Raw genomic sequence first — 16,576 nt, 5'->3', positions numbered from 1 at the left:
ACACGGCAGCACAGGCCCCCAGCACAAGGAACCGGCATGGCCACCATCGAACATCGCGCCATTCTCGAGGCGCCGCCCGAGCGTGTCTTCGCCCTGCTCGAGCGGGTCGAGGACTTCGTCGACTATTCGGACCTGATCGAGCGCATCGAGCCGCTGGGCGAGGGGCGCTATCGCTGGCACGTGCACGCGGTGCGCATGGACTGGACCTTCGAGGTGGCGATCACCGAGCATCAGCCGCCCGAGGTGCTGGCCTGGGAATCGCTCAGCGGGGTGTGGAACCGAGGCCGCTATCGGCTGACGCCGGTGCCCGAAGGCACCGAGGTGGCGCTGACCCTGGAGTACGAGATTCATAACCGGCTGGTCGAAAAGGCGGTCAAGCGCGCGGTGACACCGTTGGTCAATCGCGTCAGCCAGCAGATTCTCGACCGCGTCGCGGCCAGACTATAGCGTGATCCGAAAGCGAGAACGCCGCCCATCCGGGCGGCGTTCTCGTTTGGTGGCTTTGCTTTGTTCCAGGCACTTTCCGGCGCTGCCTGGTCAGCCCTTGCGCAGCGAGGCATTGAGATGGTCGACCACCTCGGCCCAGTCGGCGTCGGCTTCGAGCGCCTCGCGCAGGAACTCCGCCTGGCCTTCGTTCCAGCAAGGCGCGTCGGGCAGTTCCACGTTCTCGGGCAGCGGCGAGTGGCGCTCGATGAAGCGCTGGATGGCCGCCGGCTCCGAGGCCAGGCCGAGCTGTTCGAAGAGTTCGCTGAACGGATGATCGGGATGTTCCATGGCAGGGCACCTGTGCGGGCGGACGTGTGTCTCCACTCTAGCCGTTCGGGCCCCGTCATGGCGATGGTGCGGTCGAGGCGTCTTCAACGCTCGGTCCCCCGTTCCGCCTCAGGGGGCGGCACGCTCGCCGACCAGCGGGGTCAGGAAGCGCCGGCGCCGTTCCTCATCGGGGAGCGGCTGGGCCAGCAGGTGGACCAGCTTGGCCACGGCGGCTTCCGGCGTCATGTCGTCGCCGGACAGCACGCCGGCATCGGACAGCGCCTGACCGGCGGCGTAGTGGCCGATGGCCACCGCCCCGTGGGGGCACTGGGTGATGGCGGCGAGCAGCTTGCCCTCGCCGACGGCCTGGGCCAGTACGCCGGCCAGGCGCGGATCGTCGGGCACGTTGCCGCCGCCCCAGACCTCCAACAGCGCGCCCTTGACGCGATCGTCCAGCAGCCAGGCCTCGAGCTGCCAGGCGGCGAGCCCCGGCCACAGCACGATGCGCGGCACCGCGCCGGCGGCCAGCGGCGCATAGTCGGGCAGTTCGAAGCGTGGCGCGCCGCGCTGGGCACGCTCCAGGCCGCGGCCGGGGTAGAGCACGGCGTCGTCGTCGACCCATTCGCCGAGCGGCGGGTGGTTGGGGCTGACGAAGGCGTCGGCCTCGCGAGCCTGCCACTTGCGGCTGCGTGCGCCGCGCAGCAGGCGGCCGGCGAAGCAGATCGCCACCTCCTGCAGCCGCGGATCGGCGGCGAAGCGCAGCGCCGCCTCGACGTTGGTCAGCGCATCGCTGCCGGGCGCTTCCAGCGGCTGCATGGCGCCGGTGATCACCACCGGGCGGTCCAGCCCCTGCAGCTGATAGGCCAGGCTGGCGGCGGTCCAGGCCAGAGTATCGGTGCCGTGGATCACCACAATGCCGGCATGGTCGGCGTAGTGTTCGGCGATCAGCCCGGCCAGGCGCTGCCAGTCCGCGGGGGTGGCGGCGCTCGAGTCGATGGGCGTCGGCGTGGCGATGAGTCGGAAGTCGGCCAGTCCGGCCTGGCGCGCCGGGGGCAGGGTCGCCAGGGTGCGCCGCAGGCGCGACTCGATGTCGTGGCCGGGGATCAGTCCGTCGGGACTGTCCACCATGCCGAACGTGCCACCGGTGTAGATCACCAGCAGGGAAGAAGCGGTTGACGTCATGGGAGCTCCAGGCGGAAGACGCCCACCATGATAGGGCGCCGGCGCCGGCACACAAGAGGGCCTGGGGTGGGGCGGGGTCAGCGCACCACGAGGTGGCCGGTCTCGTCGCTGGCCAGGCGACGATCGCGTCCGGCCAGCAGGGCAAAGACCATGGCGGCGGCAGTCACGGCCGTCAACGCCAGGGTGATGCCTGGCAGCCCCAGGTCTAGCTCGAGCATCACGCCGATGCCCAGCGGGCCCAGCGAGGCCAGGGCGTAGCCCACGCCCTGCACCATGCCGGAGAGCTTGCCGGCCAGTCGGGCATCCGCGGTACGCAGCACGATGAGCGACAGCGCCAGGCTGAAGCCGCCGCCCTGGCCGAAGCCGAGCAGCGCCACGCCGGCCCAGCGCCACTCGATCGGTCCCTGCAGCAGTACCCAGAAACCGCCGGCGATCAGGCTCAGCACCAGCATCAGCGCCGGTCGCTGGTCGCGGCCGAGGCGGGCCAGCCAGGGGGCGGACAGCGCCGCGCCCAGCTGCAGCATCACCGAGGCGCCGGTCATCCAGCCGGCCTCGGCGTCGTCGTAGCCGCGTTCCACCAGCAGGGTCGGCAGCCAGCCGAAGACGATGTAGGCCAGCGAGGACTGACAGCCCATGTAGAGGGTGACCTGCCAGGCCAGTGGCTGGCGCAGCAGCGCGCCGGTATCGCCGCGGGCCGAGGCTTGCCTCCGCGGTGGCGGTGATGCCGGCATCAGCGTCTGCCAGGCGATCAGGCTGATCGCCGCGAGCGCCGCCCAGCTGGTGAGCGCCGGCGCCCAGCCGTCCAGCGTCTCGGCCAGGGGGATGCTGAGGCCGGCACCCAGGGCGCCTCCCAGGCACAGCGCCATGGTGTAGACACCGGTCATCAGGTCGGCGCTGTCGGGAAGCTCTCGCTTGACCAGCCCGGGCAGCAGCGTGCCGGCGACGCCGATGGCGGCGCCCACCAGCAGGGTACCGCCGAACAGCCACGCCGGTGCGGCCAGTCCGCGCAGGGCGAGGCCGACGGCCAGGATCAGCAAGGCCAGCGACAGGGTGCGCTCGGGGCCCAGGCGTTCTGACAGCCAGGGCGCCAAGGGGGCGAAGAGTCCGAGGCAGAGTACGGGCAGGGTGGTCAGGGCGCCGATGGCCAGCACCGGCAGGCCGCTGTCGGCTTCGATGCGAGGGAGCAGTGGGGCCAGTGACGATAGTGCCGGCCGCAGGTTGAGCCCGACCAGCACCATCAGGGCGATGAATGCCAGGGAGGAAGGCGCGGCCCGTCGGCGCGCGCCGTCAGTGATCGCCATCCGGCTCCTCCGTCTGTCGACGGCGCTGCCAGCGTGCGGCGAATTCGGCCTCACCCTCGAGCTCATCGGCCGCGCCGAACTGCAGGTGCCGCCCGTCGGACTGGGCGTCGCTGTTGGCACGCTGGCGGATGCCGCTGACGTCCTCGCTGCTGACCAGATCGAAGTCGCCGTGGGTCATGGTGTGCGCGACCAGCGGCCCGTCGTAGGTCCAGCAGCGCTGGGGAACCTTGGAGACGTGCCACCGCTGGCCCTGCCAGTGGGCGATGCCGTCGGCGTCGAGCCGGAAGGCGTCGTCCGGCAGCAGGGCCGCGAACAGACGGGCGTTGAGCACCAGGCCGTTGTCGATCATTTCCACGGGGCCCTGGTACTCGCCCCGCTTCAGGGCGCTGAGCATGTCGTCACGGGCCCGCTTGCCCTCGGGAGTGATCCTGCCCTCGCCGCACAGGTGCAGCAAGTCGCCGTCGACCTGCTTGATGACCCAGACGCGAATCGGGGGCTTGCCGAACAGTCGCTTCCACATGGTTCAGCTCATATGTTGACGCAGGTCGCCTCTCACACTGTCGATCAGGGTGATGAAGTGGCTGTCGCCGCTGGCATCGATGCGATCGACCCGCGCCATGCTGGCCAGGCCGCGATCGACCAGCAGCTGGTCGAAGATCTCCAGCGTGATGGATTCGACGCCGGCCTCTGCCGGCGGCAGGGTGCCGTCGGTCAGGGTGAAGCTCGGCAGCAGGGCGGCGCGTACGCGGGTGGCGCCGCCCTCGGCGAGGACCCGGCGCACGAACAGCCAGCCCTCGCAGGCCAGCCGCTCCCCCGATTCGAGCTCACGCTGGAAGAGGGTGCGATAGCAGGCCCCCTGGGTCGCGGCCTTGTCGGCCATGCTGCGGTAGGCTTCGGTGGTGCGCTGGGCCGAGACCCCGGCGGATTCCAGCTGCTGCCAGGCCGCGCGATGCTCGCGGTCGAGTTGTGCCTGGCGCTGAAAGCGCTGCCAGAGTCGGTAGTCGTTGATCAGCTCTCGCGTGTCCATGGGCATCCTTGCAGGCGTCGTGTCGGCCGATAAGGCGAATACATTCGCATTATCGGATATCAATTGCCAGTGCGCTGGCGATCCTGTCCGCCGCGCCGACGCCGGCGCCGCCCCGGTGACTGGCCGTCGCGGTCGCCGCCGTTTCCGCCATGGTTACCGCCGGCGCTGCTGCGGTTGCCACCGTTACCGCTGCGACCACCGCCGCCGTTGCCGCGACCGTTGCCACCACGGCCATTGCCGCCACGGCCACGATTGCGGCCGTTCTCGATCGGCTCGGGTTTGGCGTTGGGGTCGGGCTCGAAGCCGGGCTCGATGTGCTTGGTCAGGTCGCGCTTCATCAGCTTCTCGATGTTGCCGAGCAGACCATGCTCGTCGACGCACACCAGCGATACGGCCTGGCCGTCGTGACCGGCGCGACCGGTGCGGCCGATGCGGTGCACGTAATCTTCGGCCACGTTGGGCAGCTCGAAGTTGACCACGTGGGGCAGCTCGTCGATGTCCAGGCCGCGGGCGGCGATGTCGGTGGCCACGAGCACCTGCAGGTCGCCGGACTTGAAGGCGGTCAGCGCGCGGGTGCGGGCCGACTGGCTCTTGTTGCCGTGGATCGCCATGGCCGAGATGTCACGCTTGTCGAGGTGCTCAGCCAGGCGGTTGGCGCCGTGCTTGGTACGGGTGAAGACCAGCACCTGGAACCACTGGCGGCTGCTGATCAGGTGGGTGAGCAGATCACGCTTGCGTTCGCGGTCGACCCGGTAGACGGCCTGGTCCACGGTCTCGGCGGGAGTGTTGCGGCGCGCCACCTCGATCAGCGTCGGATCGTCGAGCAGCTTGTTGGCCAGCGCCTGGATCTCCTTGGAGAAGGTCGCCGAGAACAGCAGGTTCTGGCGCTGCTCGGGGAGCAGCTTCAGCACCTTCTTGATGTCGTGGATGAAGCCCATGTCGAGCATGCGGTCGGCTTCGTCCAGCACCAGGATCTCGACCCCGGAGAGGTCGACGTGGCCCTGCTGCTGCAGGTCGAGCAGACGGCCGGGGGTGGCCACCAGAATGTCCAGGCCCGGGCGGATGGCATCCACCTGGGGCTGCTGGCCGACGCCGCCGAAGATCACGTGGGAGGTCAGCGGCAGGTGTTGTCCGTAGTCGCGCACGCTGTCGCCGACCTGGGCGGCCAGCTCGCGGGTCGGGGTCAGCACCAGGGCGCGCACGCCGCGCTTGGCCGGGCGACGGCCGTCCTTGAGGCGCTGCAGCATGGGCAGGGTGAAGCCGGCAGTCTTGCCGGTACCGGTCTGGGCGCTGCCCAGCAGGTCGCCGCCGCCGAGGACGGCGGGGATGGCCTGGCTCTGGATAGGAGTCGGGGTGGTATAGCCCTGGGCGTCGATGGCGCGCAGCAGCTCGGGGCACAGGCCAAGGTCGGAAAAGGTCATGCAGTCTCCGCGGCAACGTCCCGCCCGATCCGTCGCGCGGGGCGGTCGGATCGAGGCGGAACGAGGGAATGAGGTGAATCGCGGCGGCGGGAGGCGGCCGCGAGAGGCGTCAGTATGCCATAGCGCTGAAAGCGGCGCAGCCGGCGCGGGGGCGTGTCAGGGTGTCGCGCGGCGCTGCTGGCGCGCGACCGCCGACGCGATCTGCTCGGCGGCGGCGTCCCAGCTGCGGCCCAGGGCCCGGACCAGGGCGGGGTAGCCGTCCTCGGCCAGGGGCGTGGTGACGCGGAAGGTCGCCGCATCCAGCAGCGACTGATCGGCGTCGAGCAGCTGCCAGCGTCCGGCCGCCAGGGCCTGGCCGTCGGGGCGCCCCTGGAAGCGGTCCACCGTGACCCTCAGCTGCAGCGGGTCGGTGGAGATGCCGGCCTCGGTGTCGAGCAGCACTCGGGTATCGGGCAAGGCACCGGTCAGGCGATCGCGCAGGCCGCGCTCGAGCTGACGGCCCAGCGGCTCGGCCCAGCGGTGGCCGCCGGCCTCGCGCAGGGTGATATCGTCGAGCTGAACGACGATGCCCTCGGCGTCCAGCAACGGCGCCAGGCGTAGCGGCCGCAGCACCAGAGCATGCGTGGCGTTCGACCCGGCGGCGGCCGGCGCGTCAGCATCGGGCAGGGTGTAGCGGGTCGCCGGTGTGCCCCCCAGGGCACAGCCGGTGAGCCAGAGCAGGGCCAGCAGGGCCAGCAGGGCGCGCGGCGCGGTCATGGTGAACTCCTGTCGGTCGGGGCGCGGGGCATGGGATCGTCGGCGTCCAGGCTGTCGAACAGCAGGGCGCCGGGATTGTCGCCGAGGCGGCGGGCGGCCGGCTGGAGGTCTCGCAGCAGGCGCTCGAGCTGGTCCAGGGTCTCGGTGATATCCCGGTAGGCGGGAGCCCCGGGGGAGACGCCCTCGAGGGTGCCGCGCAGCGCCGACAGGGTGCTGTTGAGTTCGCCGGGCAGGGCGCGGGTCTCGGGATCGTCGAGCAGCGACTGGACGCCGGCGGTGAGCTGACGTACCTGCTCCAGGGTGGCTTCCGACGTGGCCAGGTTGGTCTCCAGGCCCGCGAGGATCGGTTCGAGCTCCAGGTCGTTGAACTTGTCGAGCAGCGCGGTGACCTGGGCCTGGATCTGTGCCAGCCCGCCGGAAGTGGTGGGGAAGACGGTGCGCTCGGCGAAGGTCTCGGGGGTGTAGTCGTCGGCTCGCTCGGCGTTCAGGCCGAGGTCGACGAACAGCGCCCCGGTGAGCAGGTTGCCGCTCTTGAGCGAGGCCCGCAGGCCGCGCTGGAACAGCCGTTCGAAACGCGCTCGCCACTCGTCCATGTCGAGGGTCTGGCTGTCGATGCCGAGCCGCTGGGGTTCGATACGGATCAGCACCGGGATGGCCAGGCGGGCATCGCGCTCGGGCTGGGGCGATGTGAAGTTCCAGGGCACGCTGGCCACGGTACCGATGCGCACGCCGCGGAATTCCACCGGGGCGCCCCGGGACAGGCCGCGCACCGTGTCCTCGATGAGCAGCACGTACTCCAGGTAGCGGTCGAAGGTGCCCTCGCGCGCGCTGTCCTCGTCGGCGTAGAGGGTGAAGGTGCTGTCGGGCTCGGCCTGAAGGCCACGCGGCAGGTCCTCCGGGACGCCGAAGGTGACGCCGCCGCTGACCATGGCCTCCAGCGAGTCGAGCCTGACGCGCACGCCCTCGGAGTCGAGCCGCAGGTCGACGCCGCTGGAGCCCCAGAAGCGGGTGTTGTCGGTGACCAGTCGGTGATAGGGGCTCTCGATGAAGATGCGGTGGCGCATGCGCCGGGTCTCGACGTCGAACTCGGACTCCTCGACCCGGCCCACGGTGAAGCCCTGGTAGGTCACCGGATCGCCGACGGTGAGGCCGTTGCCCGCCTCGCTGAGCAGGTTGATGCGCAGCCCCTCGGCCCCGGGGGGTGCCACCGGCGGCTGTTCGCTGACCGTGAACCGCTCCGCCTCCTCCTCGCTCTGGCCGGGTTCGAGCTGCAGGTAGGCCCCTGACAGCACGGTATTGAGCCCGCTGATGCCCTCGCGACCGATGCGAGGCTTGACCACCCAGAAAGTACTGTCCTCGACCAGCATTGGCGCAGCCTCGGGCGTCATGCGAGCGGTCAGCACCACCTCGGACAGGTCCTCGGACAGGTTCACCGAGGTCACCTGGCCGATCTCGACGTTGCGGGTCTTGATCAGGGTGCTGCCGGCCTCGATGCCGTCGGCGCTCTCCATGGTCAGGGTGATCAGGGGCCCGCGGCTCAGGTAGCTGTCGTAGACCAGCCAGGCACCGATCAGCAGCGCCACGATGGGCACGATCCAGATCGGCGACAGCGGTGCCTGGCGGGTGGCCCGGGCGCGGTGCTCGTTATCGGGCGCGGCGTCAGGGGGCGTGTCGTTCATTGCGGGGCTTCCTCATCCGCTGTGGAAGTGGGCGTGTCCCAGATCAACCGGGGGTCGAAGCTCATGGCGGCGAGCATGGTGAGCACCACCACGCCGCCGAAGGCCACGGCCGCGGGGCCGGGCTCGACCGCCATCAGGTTGCCGGCGCGGATCAGCGCCACCAGGATCGCGACCACGAAGATGTCGACCATCGACCAGCGGCCGATGAACTCGGTCAGGCGATACATGCGGGTACGCGTCAGGGAGCGGTCGCCGCGGGCGCGCGGCGCCACCAGGCATAGCCAGACCAGCGCCAGCAGCTTGCCGATGGGCACGATCACGCTGGCGACCAGGATCACCAGGGCCACCGGCCAGGAGCCCATCTCGATCAGCTCGACGATGCCGCCGATGATGGTGCTGGGGCTGGCCCGCCCCAGGCTGACGGTGGTCATGATCGGATAGACGTTGGCCGGCACGTAGAGCACCGCCGCCGCGGCCAGCAGCGCCCAGGTACGTTGCAGGCTGTGGGGGCGGCGCGCATGCAGCGGCTCGCCGCAGCGCCGGCACTGGCCATGGCCGGCGGCATCCAGACGGCCCACCAGGCCGCAGGTGTGACAGCCGGTGAGTCCCTGGGGGGCGGCGGGGCGGCCGGTCTGGCTGCCCTCCGGCGCCGGCGGTTCGCCGGCCAGCGCGAACCACAGCCAGTCGCGGTCCACGGACTGGTTGGTCGCCAGCAGCAGCAGCGCGAAGGCGCCGAAGGCCCAGAAGGCCGGCCCGAGCGCGATCTGGGCGAGCCCGACGATCTTGATCAGGCTGACCAGGGTGCCGATCAGGAACACGTCGGCCATCATCCAGGGCTGCAGGTGGGCCAGGGCACGAGCCGCGCTGCGGCTGGCCGGCAGCGGCCTGCCGCCCAGCAGGCCGATCTGCAGCCACACCACGGCCAGCAGGTAGAGGACCGGCAGCACCAGGATGGTCAGCAGCACCACCATGGCTACCAGGGGAGCATGGTGCGCGATCAGGTCGGTGGCGGTCTGGGGCAGGTCGATGCCGTGGCCCACGCCGCGCACGCTGAACGCCAGGAAAGGGAAGGACGCAGCGATCGCCAGGCATGCCAGCGCGGCGATTGCCAGCGCCAGGCTGCGCTGGGCCGGATAACGATGGCGGCGCACCTCGGCGTGGCCGCAGCGAGGGCATACCGCCTGCTCGCCGGAATGCAGCGGCGGCAGCGCCATCAGCCAGTCGCATTCGTGGCAGGCGCGCAGGCGTCGCCGGGTGGCGCGGGCCTCCGGCGGCATGCGGTCGACGTAGGGCGCCTGGGTGGGCAGGGCGAGATGGCGAAAGGCCGGCCTTGGCACGGCGATGGCGTCCTCCTGACGATCCAGCGGCTTGACCTGAAGTGTGTCACGTTGACGCGGGGGGCACCATAGTCAACCATGCGCGTCTCATTTGTTCCGATGGAGACACCATGATGCTTCCCGCCCTGGCGGTGGTGGCAGGCCTGATCCTGCTGGTCTGGAGCGCCGAGCGCTTCGTTGACGGCGCGGCGGCCACGTCCGCCCGACTCGGTCTATCCCCCTTGCTGATCGGCATGCTGGTGATCGGCTTCGGCACCTCGGCACCGGAGCTGGTGGTCTCGGCCATCGCCGCCGGGCAGGGCAATCCCGGCCTGGCGCTGGGCAACGCCTTCGGCTCGAACATCGCCAATATCGGCCTGATCCTGGGCCTGGTGGCGCTGATCGCACCGCTGGCGGTGCATTCCGGCATGGTGCGGCGCGAGCTGCCGGTGCTGGGCGGCGCGACGGCATTGTCGGCGGTATTGCTGCTGGGTGGCGTGGTGCGCCTCGAGGGCGCGCTGCTGCTGCTGGTGCTGGTGGCCTTCATGGCCTACAGCGTGATTCGCGGCCTGCGCGATGGCACCGATCCGCTGTCGGCGGACACCGAGGCCGAGCTGGCCACGCATCCGATGTCGCTGAAGGCCGCCCTGGGGTGGACGCTGCTGGGTCTGGTGCTGCTGGTGGCCAGCTCGCGGCTGCTGGTGTGGGGCGCGGTGGACATCGCCCAGAGTCTCGGCGTCAGCGACCTGGTGATCGGCCTGACGGTGGTGGCGGTGGGCACCTCGCTGCCCGAACTGGCGTCGGCGATCAGTGCCCTGCGTCGAGGCGAGCATGACCTGGTGCTGGGCAACGTGGTGGGCTCCAACCTCTTCAATACCCTCGGCGTGGTCGGGCTGGCCGCGGTGATCGCGCCGATCGAGACGGGGCGCGAGGTGCTGCTGCGCGACTGGAGCATGATGGCGGCGATGACCATGCTGATGCTGGTCTTCGCCCTGGGGCGCCGCGGTCGCCAGGGGCGCATCAACCGCCTCGAGGGTGGCGTGCTGCTGGCCATGTACGTGGCTTATATCGGCTTCATGGTGCATCTGGTGGTAGACGCCGGCGGCGCATGATGCACTGCGACATCGCGACACACACGAGCGACATCTCGGCGCGATAAGATGACTTCGTTGCCTGTTCCAGCGGCCGGGGATTCGGCTAGGCTGGGACGGGCAAGGGAAGAATGCGGCAGGGCGCGTCGCGCCCGACGATCAAGAGCACGGAGAGTGCCTTCGCATCACGTTCATCGATCCGCAGGAACGAGGTGTACCTCATGGAACTGGATCCTCTGCTGCTGTCTCGGCTGCAGTTCGCCTTCGTGGTGTCCTTCCATGCCATCTTTCCGGTCTTCACGATCGGGTTGGCATCCTATCTGGCCGTGCTCAACGGTCTCTTCTATCGCACCGCCAATCCCGCCTGGGAACGCCTGGCCAACTTCTGGGCCCGGGTGTTCGCCGTGGTCTTCGGCATGGGGGTGGTCTCCGGCATCGTCATGGCCTTCCAGTTCGGCACCAACTGGAGCAATTTCTCGCTGGCGGCCTCCAACCTGCTCGGCCCGATGCTGAGCTATGAAGTGGTGACCGCCTTCTTCCTCGAGGCGGCCTTCCTCGGCGTGCTGCTGTTCGGGCGCGGCAAGGTGCCCCAGGGCGTGCACCTGTTCGCCTCGATCATGGTGGCGTTGGGGACCTTCATCTCGGCATTCTGGATCCTGGTGTCCAACAGCTGGATGCAGACGCCGGCCGGCACCGAGCTGATCGACGGGCGCTTCCACGTCACCGACTGGAGCGAGGCGATCTTCACCGCCTCCTTCCCGTATCGCTTCGTGCACTTCGTGATGGCGTCCTTCCTGACCGGCGGCTTCGTGGTGGCCGGCGTCAGCGCCTGGTATCTGCTGATCGGCCGTGACGTCGAGGCCAATCGCAAGGCCTTCTCCATGTGCCTGTGGATGCTGCTGGTGCTGGCGCCGGCCCAGGCCTGGATCGGCGACGAGCATGGCCTGAACACCCTGGAACACCAGCCCACCAAGGTGGCGGCCATGGAGGGCAACTGGGAGACCCAGTCGCGGACGCCGCTGCTGCTGTTCGCCTGGCCCGACCAGCAGGCCCAGGAGAACCACCTCGAGATCGGCATTCCGGGGCTCGCCAGCCTGATCCTGACCCATGATCTGGACGGCGAGGTACCGGGCGTCAGCGCGGTGCCGCCGGAGGAGCAGCCGCCGGTGTGGTGGGTGTTCTGGTCGTTCCGCGTGATGGTCGCCATGGGCCTGGCGATGATCGTCGCGGCGCTGATCGGCGCCTGGCTGCGCGCGCGGGGGCGGCTCTATGAGAGTCGCGGCTACCTGCAGTTCATGCGAGTGATGACGATCGCCCCCTTCCTGGCGGTCCTGGCCGGCTGGTTCGTCACCGAGATCGGTCGCGCGCCCTGGCTGGTGTACGGTCTCATGACCCAGGAAGAGGCGGTGACGCCGTCGCTGACCGGTGGCATGGCGCTGTTCACCCTGATCGGCTATGTCCTGGTCTACGCCGTGGTCTTCTACGCCGGCACTCTGTATCTGACCCGGGTCGTGCGTCAGGGCATGCTCCCCGAGCCGCCCCACGACGACGAGGTGGAGCGACCCAAGCGTCCGCTGTCCGCCGCCCACGTGCCCTTCGAAGATGCCGCCAACCAGCCGGGAAGGAGCTGAACCATGGAAATGTTCGATCTGACACTGATCTGGGCCGGCATCATCGGCTTCGGTGTGATCATGTACGTGCTGATGGATGGCTTCGACCTGGGCGTGGGCATTCTCTTTCCGTTCGCCCCGGACGAGGACAGCCGCGACGTGCTGATGAACTCGGTGGCACCGATCTGGGACGGCAACGAAACCTGGCTGGTACTCGGTGGGGCCGGGTTGCTGGCGGCCTTCCCGGTGGTCTACTCGGTGTTCCTGCCGGCGCTCTACATCGGCGTCTTCCTGATGCTGGCGGGGCTGATCTTCCGCGGCATCGCCTTCGAGTTCCGCTTCAAGTCGCATCGCAATCGCCACTGGTGGAACCGGGCCTTCAGCTGGGGCTCCACCGTGGCGGCCTTCGCCCAGGGGGCCGTGGTCGGCGCCTACATCCAGGGCTTCCCGGTCGAGGACTTCGTCTATGTCGGCGGTGCCCTGGACTGGCTGACCCCGTTCTCGGTGCTGACCGGCATCGGTTTGGTGGCCGGCTATGCGCTGCTCGGCGCCACCTGGCTGATCATGAAGAGCGAGGGACACACCCAGGCCTGGGCCTACCGCCTGGCGCCGCGCCTGCTGGTCGCGGTGCTGGCGGTGTTCGCCATCATCAGCCTGTGGACCCCCTTCGTGGACGACGCGGTGCGTGAGCGCTGGTTCGGCCACCTGCACCTGCTGTGGGTGTTCCCGGCGCTGGCCCTGCTGTGTGCCTTCTGGCTGTGGCGCTCGGTGCAGGCGCGCCGCGAGGGCCAGCCGTTCATCGCCACCTTGGGGCTGTTCGTCTTCACCTACCTGGGGCTGGTGGTCAGCAAGTGGCCGGTGATCGTGCCGCCGAACTACACCCTCTGGGACGTGGCCTCGGCGCCGGAGTCCCAGCTGTTCCTGCTGCTCGGGGTGCTGTTCGTGATCCCCATCGTGCTGGCCTACACCGCCTGGAGCTACTGGGTGTTCCGCGGCAAGGTCCGCGTGGGCGAGGGGTACCACTGAGACGATGACGCAGGCATCGACATCGCGCGCCTGGCTCGCCGGCCTGGCGCGCGCCGAACGAGGACGATTGGGGCTGGCCGTGGGCTGCGGCCTGGTCGCCGGCCTCGCCACCGTCGCTCAGCTGGTGCTGCTGGCCTGGCTGGTGACATCACTCCTGGTGGAGGGCCGCGCGCCCTCCACGCTGTTTCCGGCCTTCGCTGTCCTGGCGGGGCTGATGGGGCTGCGCGCCCTGGCCCAGTGGGGCCAGGAGACCCTGGGCCTGGCCGCCAGCCTGCGGCTGCGCCGCCGGGCTCGGCGCGAGTTGCTCGATCACCTGGAACGGCTCGGGCCGGTGGGCCTCACCGGCCATCACAGCGCCAGCCTGGCGCAGCGGGCGGTGGATCAGGTCGAGGCACTGGACGGCTATGTGGCCCGCTTCCTGCCGCAGCGCTATCTTGCCGTGCTGCTGCCGCTGGTGATCCTGGCGGTGGTGGCCTGGCTCGACTGGCTGGCGGCCGTCTTCCTGCTGCTGGCGGCGCCGCTGATCCCGCTGTTCATGGCCCTGGTGGGCATGGGCGCCGAGCGACTGAACGAGGAGCAGTTCGATGCCGTGGCGCGGCTGTCGCGCCACTTCATCGACCGGGTCCGCGGCATCACCACCCTGCAGCTGTTCGGTCGCACCGCGGCGGCCACCGGGGAGGTGCAGGCCGCCGCCGACGACTATCGGCGGCGTACCCTGCGTCCGCTGCGGCTGGCCTTTCTTTCCTCGGCGGTGCTGGAGTTCTTCGCCGCCGTGTCGATCGCCGTGGTGGCGATCTACGTGGGCTTCGGCCTGCTCGGCTACATCACCTATGGGCCGTCCGATCAGCTGACGCTGTTCTCGGGGCTGCTGGTGCTGCTGCTGGCGCCGGAGTTCTTCCAGCCGCTGAGAAGCCTGGCCCAGCACTATCATGACCGGGCCTCGGCCCTGGGGGCGGCCGAGGGCATGGTGGCGCTGCTCGACGAGACGCCGCGCCGCAGCGGCTTGACGCCGGCCGCGCCCCATACCGCTCGTGCGGTGGCCGAGCTGGAGGCGGTCGCGGTGTCGCATCCCGAGCGAGGGCGGGTGCTGGGGCCGCTGGACCTGGCGCTGGCGCCGGGCGAGGTGCTGGCGATCAGCGGACTCTCCGGCGTCGGCAAGTCGACCCTGCTGCAGCTGCTGGCGGGGTTCCTCGATCCGGACGCCGGCGAGCGTCGCCTCGCCGCGTCGCTTCATGTGGCCTGGATGGACCAGCGCCCGCTGCTGGTGCATGGCAGCCTGGCCGACAATCTGCGCCTGTCGGCACCGGAAGCCGATGATGCGGCCCTGCACCGGGCGCTCACGGCCGCCGGGCTGGGCGAGCTGGTGGCCGGCCTGCCTGACGGCCTCGACACCCGGCTCGGCGAGCGCGGGGTGGGCCTCTCCGGCGGCCAGGCCCAGCGTCTGGCGCTGGCGCGGGTGTTCCTCTCCGAGGCGCGGCTGGTGCTGCTCGACGAGCCCACCGCCAGTCTCGATGCCGAGAGCGAGGTGGTCGTCATCGAGGCGCTGCTGGCCCTGGCCGCCGAGGGACGCAGCCTGGTCATCGCCAGCCATCGGGCCGCGCCGCTGGCCTGCGCCGATCGGCACCTGACGCTGCGCGACGGCCGTCTGGAGGAGGTGACCCATGACTGAGCGACGCGGCGTGATCGCGACCCTCGCGCCCTGGCTGCGCCTGCTCGGCCACCGCCGCGGCCGCCTGTTGGCCGGCGCCGCGCTGATGGCGCTGGCGCTGGCCTCGGCGATCGGCCTGCTGGCGCTGTCCGGCTGGTTCATCACCGCCACCGGCCTGGCCGGCATCGCCCTGGCCGCCGGGGCGGCCATGACCCTGGACGTCTACGTGCCCGGCAGCGGCATCCGCGGCTTCGCCGTGACCCGCACCGTGGCGCGCTACGTCGAGCGGCTCTACAACCACGACACGGTGCTGCGCCTGCTGGCCGACCTGCGCGGGCGGATGTTCGCGGTGCTGGCCGGCCTCGACGCCCAGACGCTGTCGCGGCGCCGGGCCAGCGACTGGCTGAACCGGCTGACCGCCGACATCGACACCCTGGACAGCCTGTTCCTGCGCCTGCTGGCGCCGGCGGCGGTGGCGCTGCTGGCGATCCTCGCCCTGGCCGGCTTGCTGGCGATCTGGTCGCCGGCGGCGGCCTTGGCGGTGGCGGGGCTGCTCGGCGCCGCCTGGGGCTGGCTGACGCTGGGCCAGGCGCGCCTGGGGCTCGCCGCCAGCCGGCAACGGGTCGATGAGCTGGAGCGCCTGCGGGGCCGGCTGGTCGAACAGCTCCAGGGGCTCGCCGAGCTCGAGACCTACGGCACCCTGGCCGGCCAGCGGCGGCGCCTCGAGGCCATCGAGGAGCGGCTCTACGCCGATCAGCGCCGCCTGGGGCGGTTCTCGGCCCTGGGCACGGCGGTGGCCGGGCTGGCCGTCGGGCTCGGCTGGCTCTCGGCGCTGTGGCTGGCGGCGCTGGCCTGGCAGGCCGGGGCGCTGTCCGGCCCGCTGATGGTGATGATGCCGCTGGCGGTGATGGCAATGAGCGAGGCGCTGACCGCGCTGCCCATGGCCTTCACCCAGTTCGGCGCCACCCTGGCCGCCGCCGAGCGCCTCAACGCACTGGATGACGCCCGCCGCGACGACGCCGAGCGGTCCGTGACATCGCTGCGCTCCGGTGCGCTGGCACTCGCCCTCGAGGACGTCTCGCAGCGCTATCCCGGTGCCCTGATGCCGGTGTTCGACGGCTTCTCGCTGGCGCTTTCCCCCGGTGAGCGGCTGGCCGTGCATGGCGTCTCCGGCAGCGGCAAGTCGAGCCTGGCGGCGCTGGTCACCGGCCAGCTCGCGCCCGACGCGGGCCGCGTGCGGCTGAACGAGGCGCCGGTCGGCGAGATCGCTCCTGAGGCGCTGGCCGAGCGGGTCGCCTGCCTGACCCAGCATACCGAGTTGTTCGACGACAGCCTGGCGGCGAACCTGCTTCTGGCCGCGCCCGAGGCCGATGACGCGCGGCTGTGGGCCGTGCTCGAGACGGTGGAGCTGGCCGACTGGGCGGAAGCGCTGCCCCGCGGGCTCGACACCCGGGTGGGCGAGGGCGGTCGCCGGCTCTCCGGCGGCCAGGCGCGTCGGGTGGCACTGGCCCGGCTGCTGCTGCGCGACCCCGGCCTGGTGATCCTCGACGAGCCCTTCGCCGGCCTCGATCCGGCGCTGGCCGTGCGCATCGCCGAGCGTCTCGATGGCTGGCTCGCCGGGCGCAGCGTGCTCTATCTGGTGCACGAGCGGGCCGAACAGACGGCGCTGCCCGGCGTCGATCGCTGGCAGGCCCTGAGCCTGCTGCCGGAGAAGGACTTTGCGCCGCCGCGCGGAATCTTTCAGGATAGGGCAAAGCATTGATACG

15 protein-coding genes are annotated in these 16,576 nt (G+C 70.6%); 6 read left to right on the top strand and 9 right to left on the bottom strand.

Annotation, left to right across the window (positions count from 1 at the left end; translation table 11 throughout):
- Positions 1-36: 36 nt before the first annotated feature.
- Complete coding sequence (locus tag C9J49_RS14525) at positions 37-447, top strand: SRPBCC family protein (RefSeq protein ID WP_035598695.1); 411 nt, start codon at positions 37-39, stop codon at positions 445-447.
- Positions 448-537: 90 nt separating this feature from the next.
- On the opposite strand, the gene C9J49_RS14520 is transcribed toward C9J49_RS14525, so the two are convergent.
- The 9 genes from C9J49_RS14520 to C9J49_RS14480 all read right to left on the bottom strand — a co-directional run bounded on the left by C9J49_RS14520 (position 538) and on the right by C9J49_RS14480 (position 9,396).
- The gene (locus C9J49_RS14520) at positions 538-774 is read right to left on the bottom strand and encodes a DUF2789 domain-containing protein (protein ID WP_046080300.1); all 237 of its coding nucleotides are present in this window, start codon (positions 772-774) and stop codon (positions 538-540) included.
- A gap of 108 nt (positions 775-882) precedes the next feature.
- Entirely contained in the window at positions 883-1,935 is a 1,053-nt protein-coding gene (locus C9J49_RS14515; protein ID WP_107181990.1) for an asparaginase, read from the bottom strand.
- 77 nt (positions 1,936-2,012) lie between these two features.
- Complete coding sequence (locus C9J49_RS14510; protein ID WP_258394074.1) at positions 2,013-3,236, bottom strand: MFS transporter; 1,224 nt, start codon at positions 3,234-3,236, stop codon at positions 2,013-2,015.
- On the bottom strand, positions 3,223-3,756 hold the full coding sequence (locus C9J49_RS14505) for a hypothetical protein (protein WP_046080303.1): 534 nt from the start codon (positions 3,754-3,756) through the stop codon (positions 3,223-3,225). The genes C9J49_RS14510 and C9J49_RS14505 overlap by 14 nt, the downstream gene beginning before the upstream one ends.
- A 3-nt stretch (positions 3,757-3,759) precedes the next feature.
- The gene (locus C9J49_RS14500; protein WP_035598708.1) at positions 3,760-4,263 is read right to left on the bottom strand and encodes a hypothetical protein; all 504 of its coding nucleotides are present in this window, start codon (positions 4,261-4,263) and stop codon (positions 3,760-3,762) included.
- Between the two features lie 59 nt (positions 4,264-4,322).
- Positions 4,323-5,684, bottom strand: coding sequence for a DEAD/DEAH box helicase (locus tag C9J49_RS14495; protein ID WP_035598710.1), 1,362 nt, complete (start codon positions 5,682-5,684; stop codon positions 4,323-4,325).
- A 156-nt stretch (positions 5,685-5,840) separates the two neighbouring features.
- The gene (locus C9J49_RS14490) at positions 5,841-6,440 is read right to left on the bottom strand and encodes a membrane integrity-associated transporter subunit PqiC (protein WP_046080306.1); all 600 of its coding nucleotides are present in this window, start codon (positions 6,438-6,440) and stop codon (positions 5,841-5,843) included.
- On the bottom strand, positions 6,437-8,119 hold the full coding sequence (pqiB, locus tag C9J49_RS14485) for an intermembrane transport protein PqiB (protein ID WP_107181989.1): 1,683 nt from the start codon (positions 8,117-8,119) through the stop codon (positions 6,437-6,439). The genes C9J49_RS14490 and pqiB overlap by 4 nt, the downstream gene beginning before the upstream one ends.
- On the bottom strand, positions 8,116-9,396 hold the full coding sequence (locus tag C9J49_RS14480) for a paraquat-inducible protein A (protein ID WP_046080531.1): 1,281 nt from the start codon (positions 9,394-9,396) through the stop codon (positions 8,116-8,118). Before C9J49_RS14480 ends, pqiB begins: the two co-directional genes overlap by 4 nt.
- 170 nt (positions 9,397-9,566) lie before the next feature.
- On the opposite strand from C9J49_RS14480, the gene C9J49_RS14475 reads away from it, so the two are divergent.
- The 5 genes from C9J49_RS14475 (at position 9,567) to cydC (ending at position 16,572) form a co-directional block, all read left to right on the top strand.
- Positions 9,567-10,547 (top strand): calcium/sodium antiporter, encoded by a 981-nt coding sequence (locus tag C9J49_RS14475; RefSeq protein WP_046080308.1) that lies wholly within the window; start codon positions 9,567-9,569, stop codon positions 10,545-10,547.
- A gap of 200 nt (positions 10,548-10,747) precedes the next feature.
- The gene (locus C9J49_RS14470; protein WP_035598721.1) at positions 10,748-12,157 is read left to right on the top strand and encodes a cytochrome ubiquinol oxidase subunit I; all 1,410 of its coding nucleotides are present in this window, start codon (positions 10,748-10,750) and stop codon (positions 12,155-12,157) included.
- A 3-nt stretch (positions 12,158-12,160) separates the two neighbouring features.
- Complete coding sequence (gene cydB, locus C9J49_RS14465) at positions 12,161-13,162, top strand: cytochrome d ubiquinol oxidase subunit II (protein WP_046080309.1); 1,002 nt, start codon at positions 12,161-12,163, stop codon at positions 13,160-13,162.
- 4 nt (positions 13,163-13,166) lie between these two features.
- Entirely contained in the window at positions 13,167-14,831 is a 1,665-nt protein-coding gene (gene cydD / locus C9J49_RS14460; protein WP_107181988.1) for a thiol reductant ABC exporter subunit CydD, read from the top strand.
- On the top strand, positions 14,824-16,572 hold the full coding sequence (cydC, locus tag C9J49_RS14455; protein WP_107181987.1) for a thiol reductant ABC exporter subunit CydC: 1,749 nt from the start codon (positions 14,824-14,826) through the stop codon (positions 16,570-16,572). The genes cydD and cydC overlap by 8 nt, the downstream gene beginning before the upstream one ends.
- Positions 16,573-16,576: the final 4 nt, after the last annotated feature.

The organism is Halomonas sp. SL1 (genome assembly GCF_003030865.2).
GTDB lineage: Bacteria > Pseudomonadota > Gammaproteobacteria > Pseudomonadales > Halomonadaceae > Halomonas > Halomonas halophila.
This window is presented reverse-complemented; position numbering and strand designations above follow the sequence as displayed.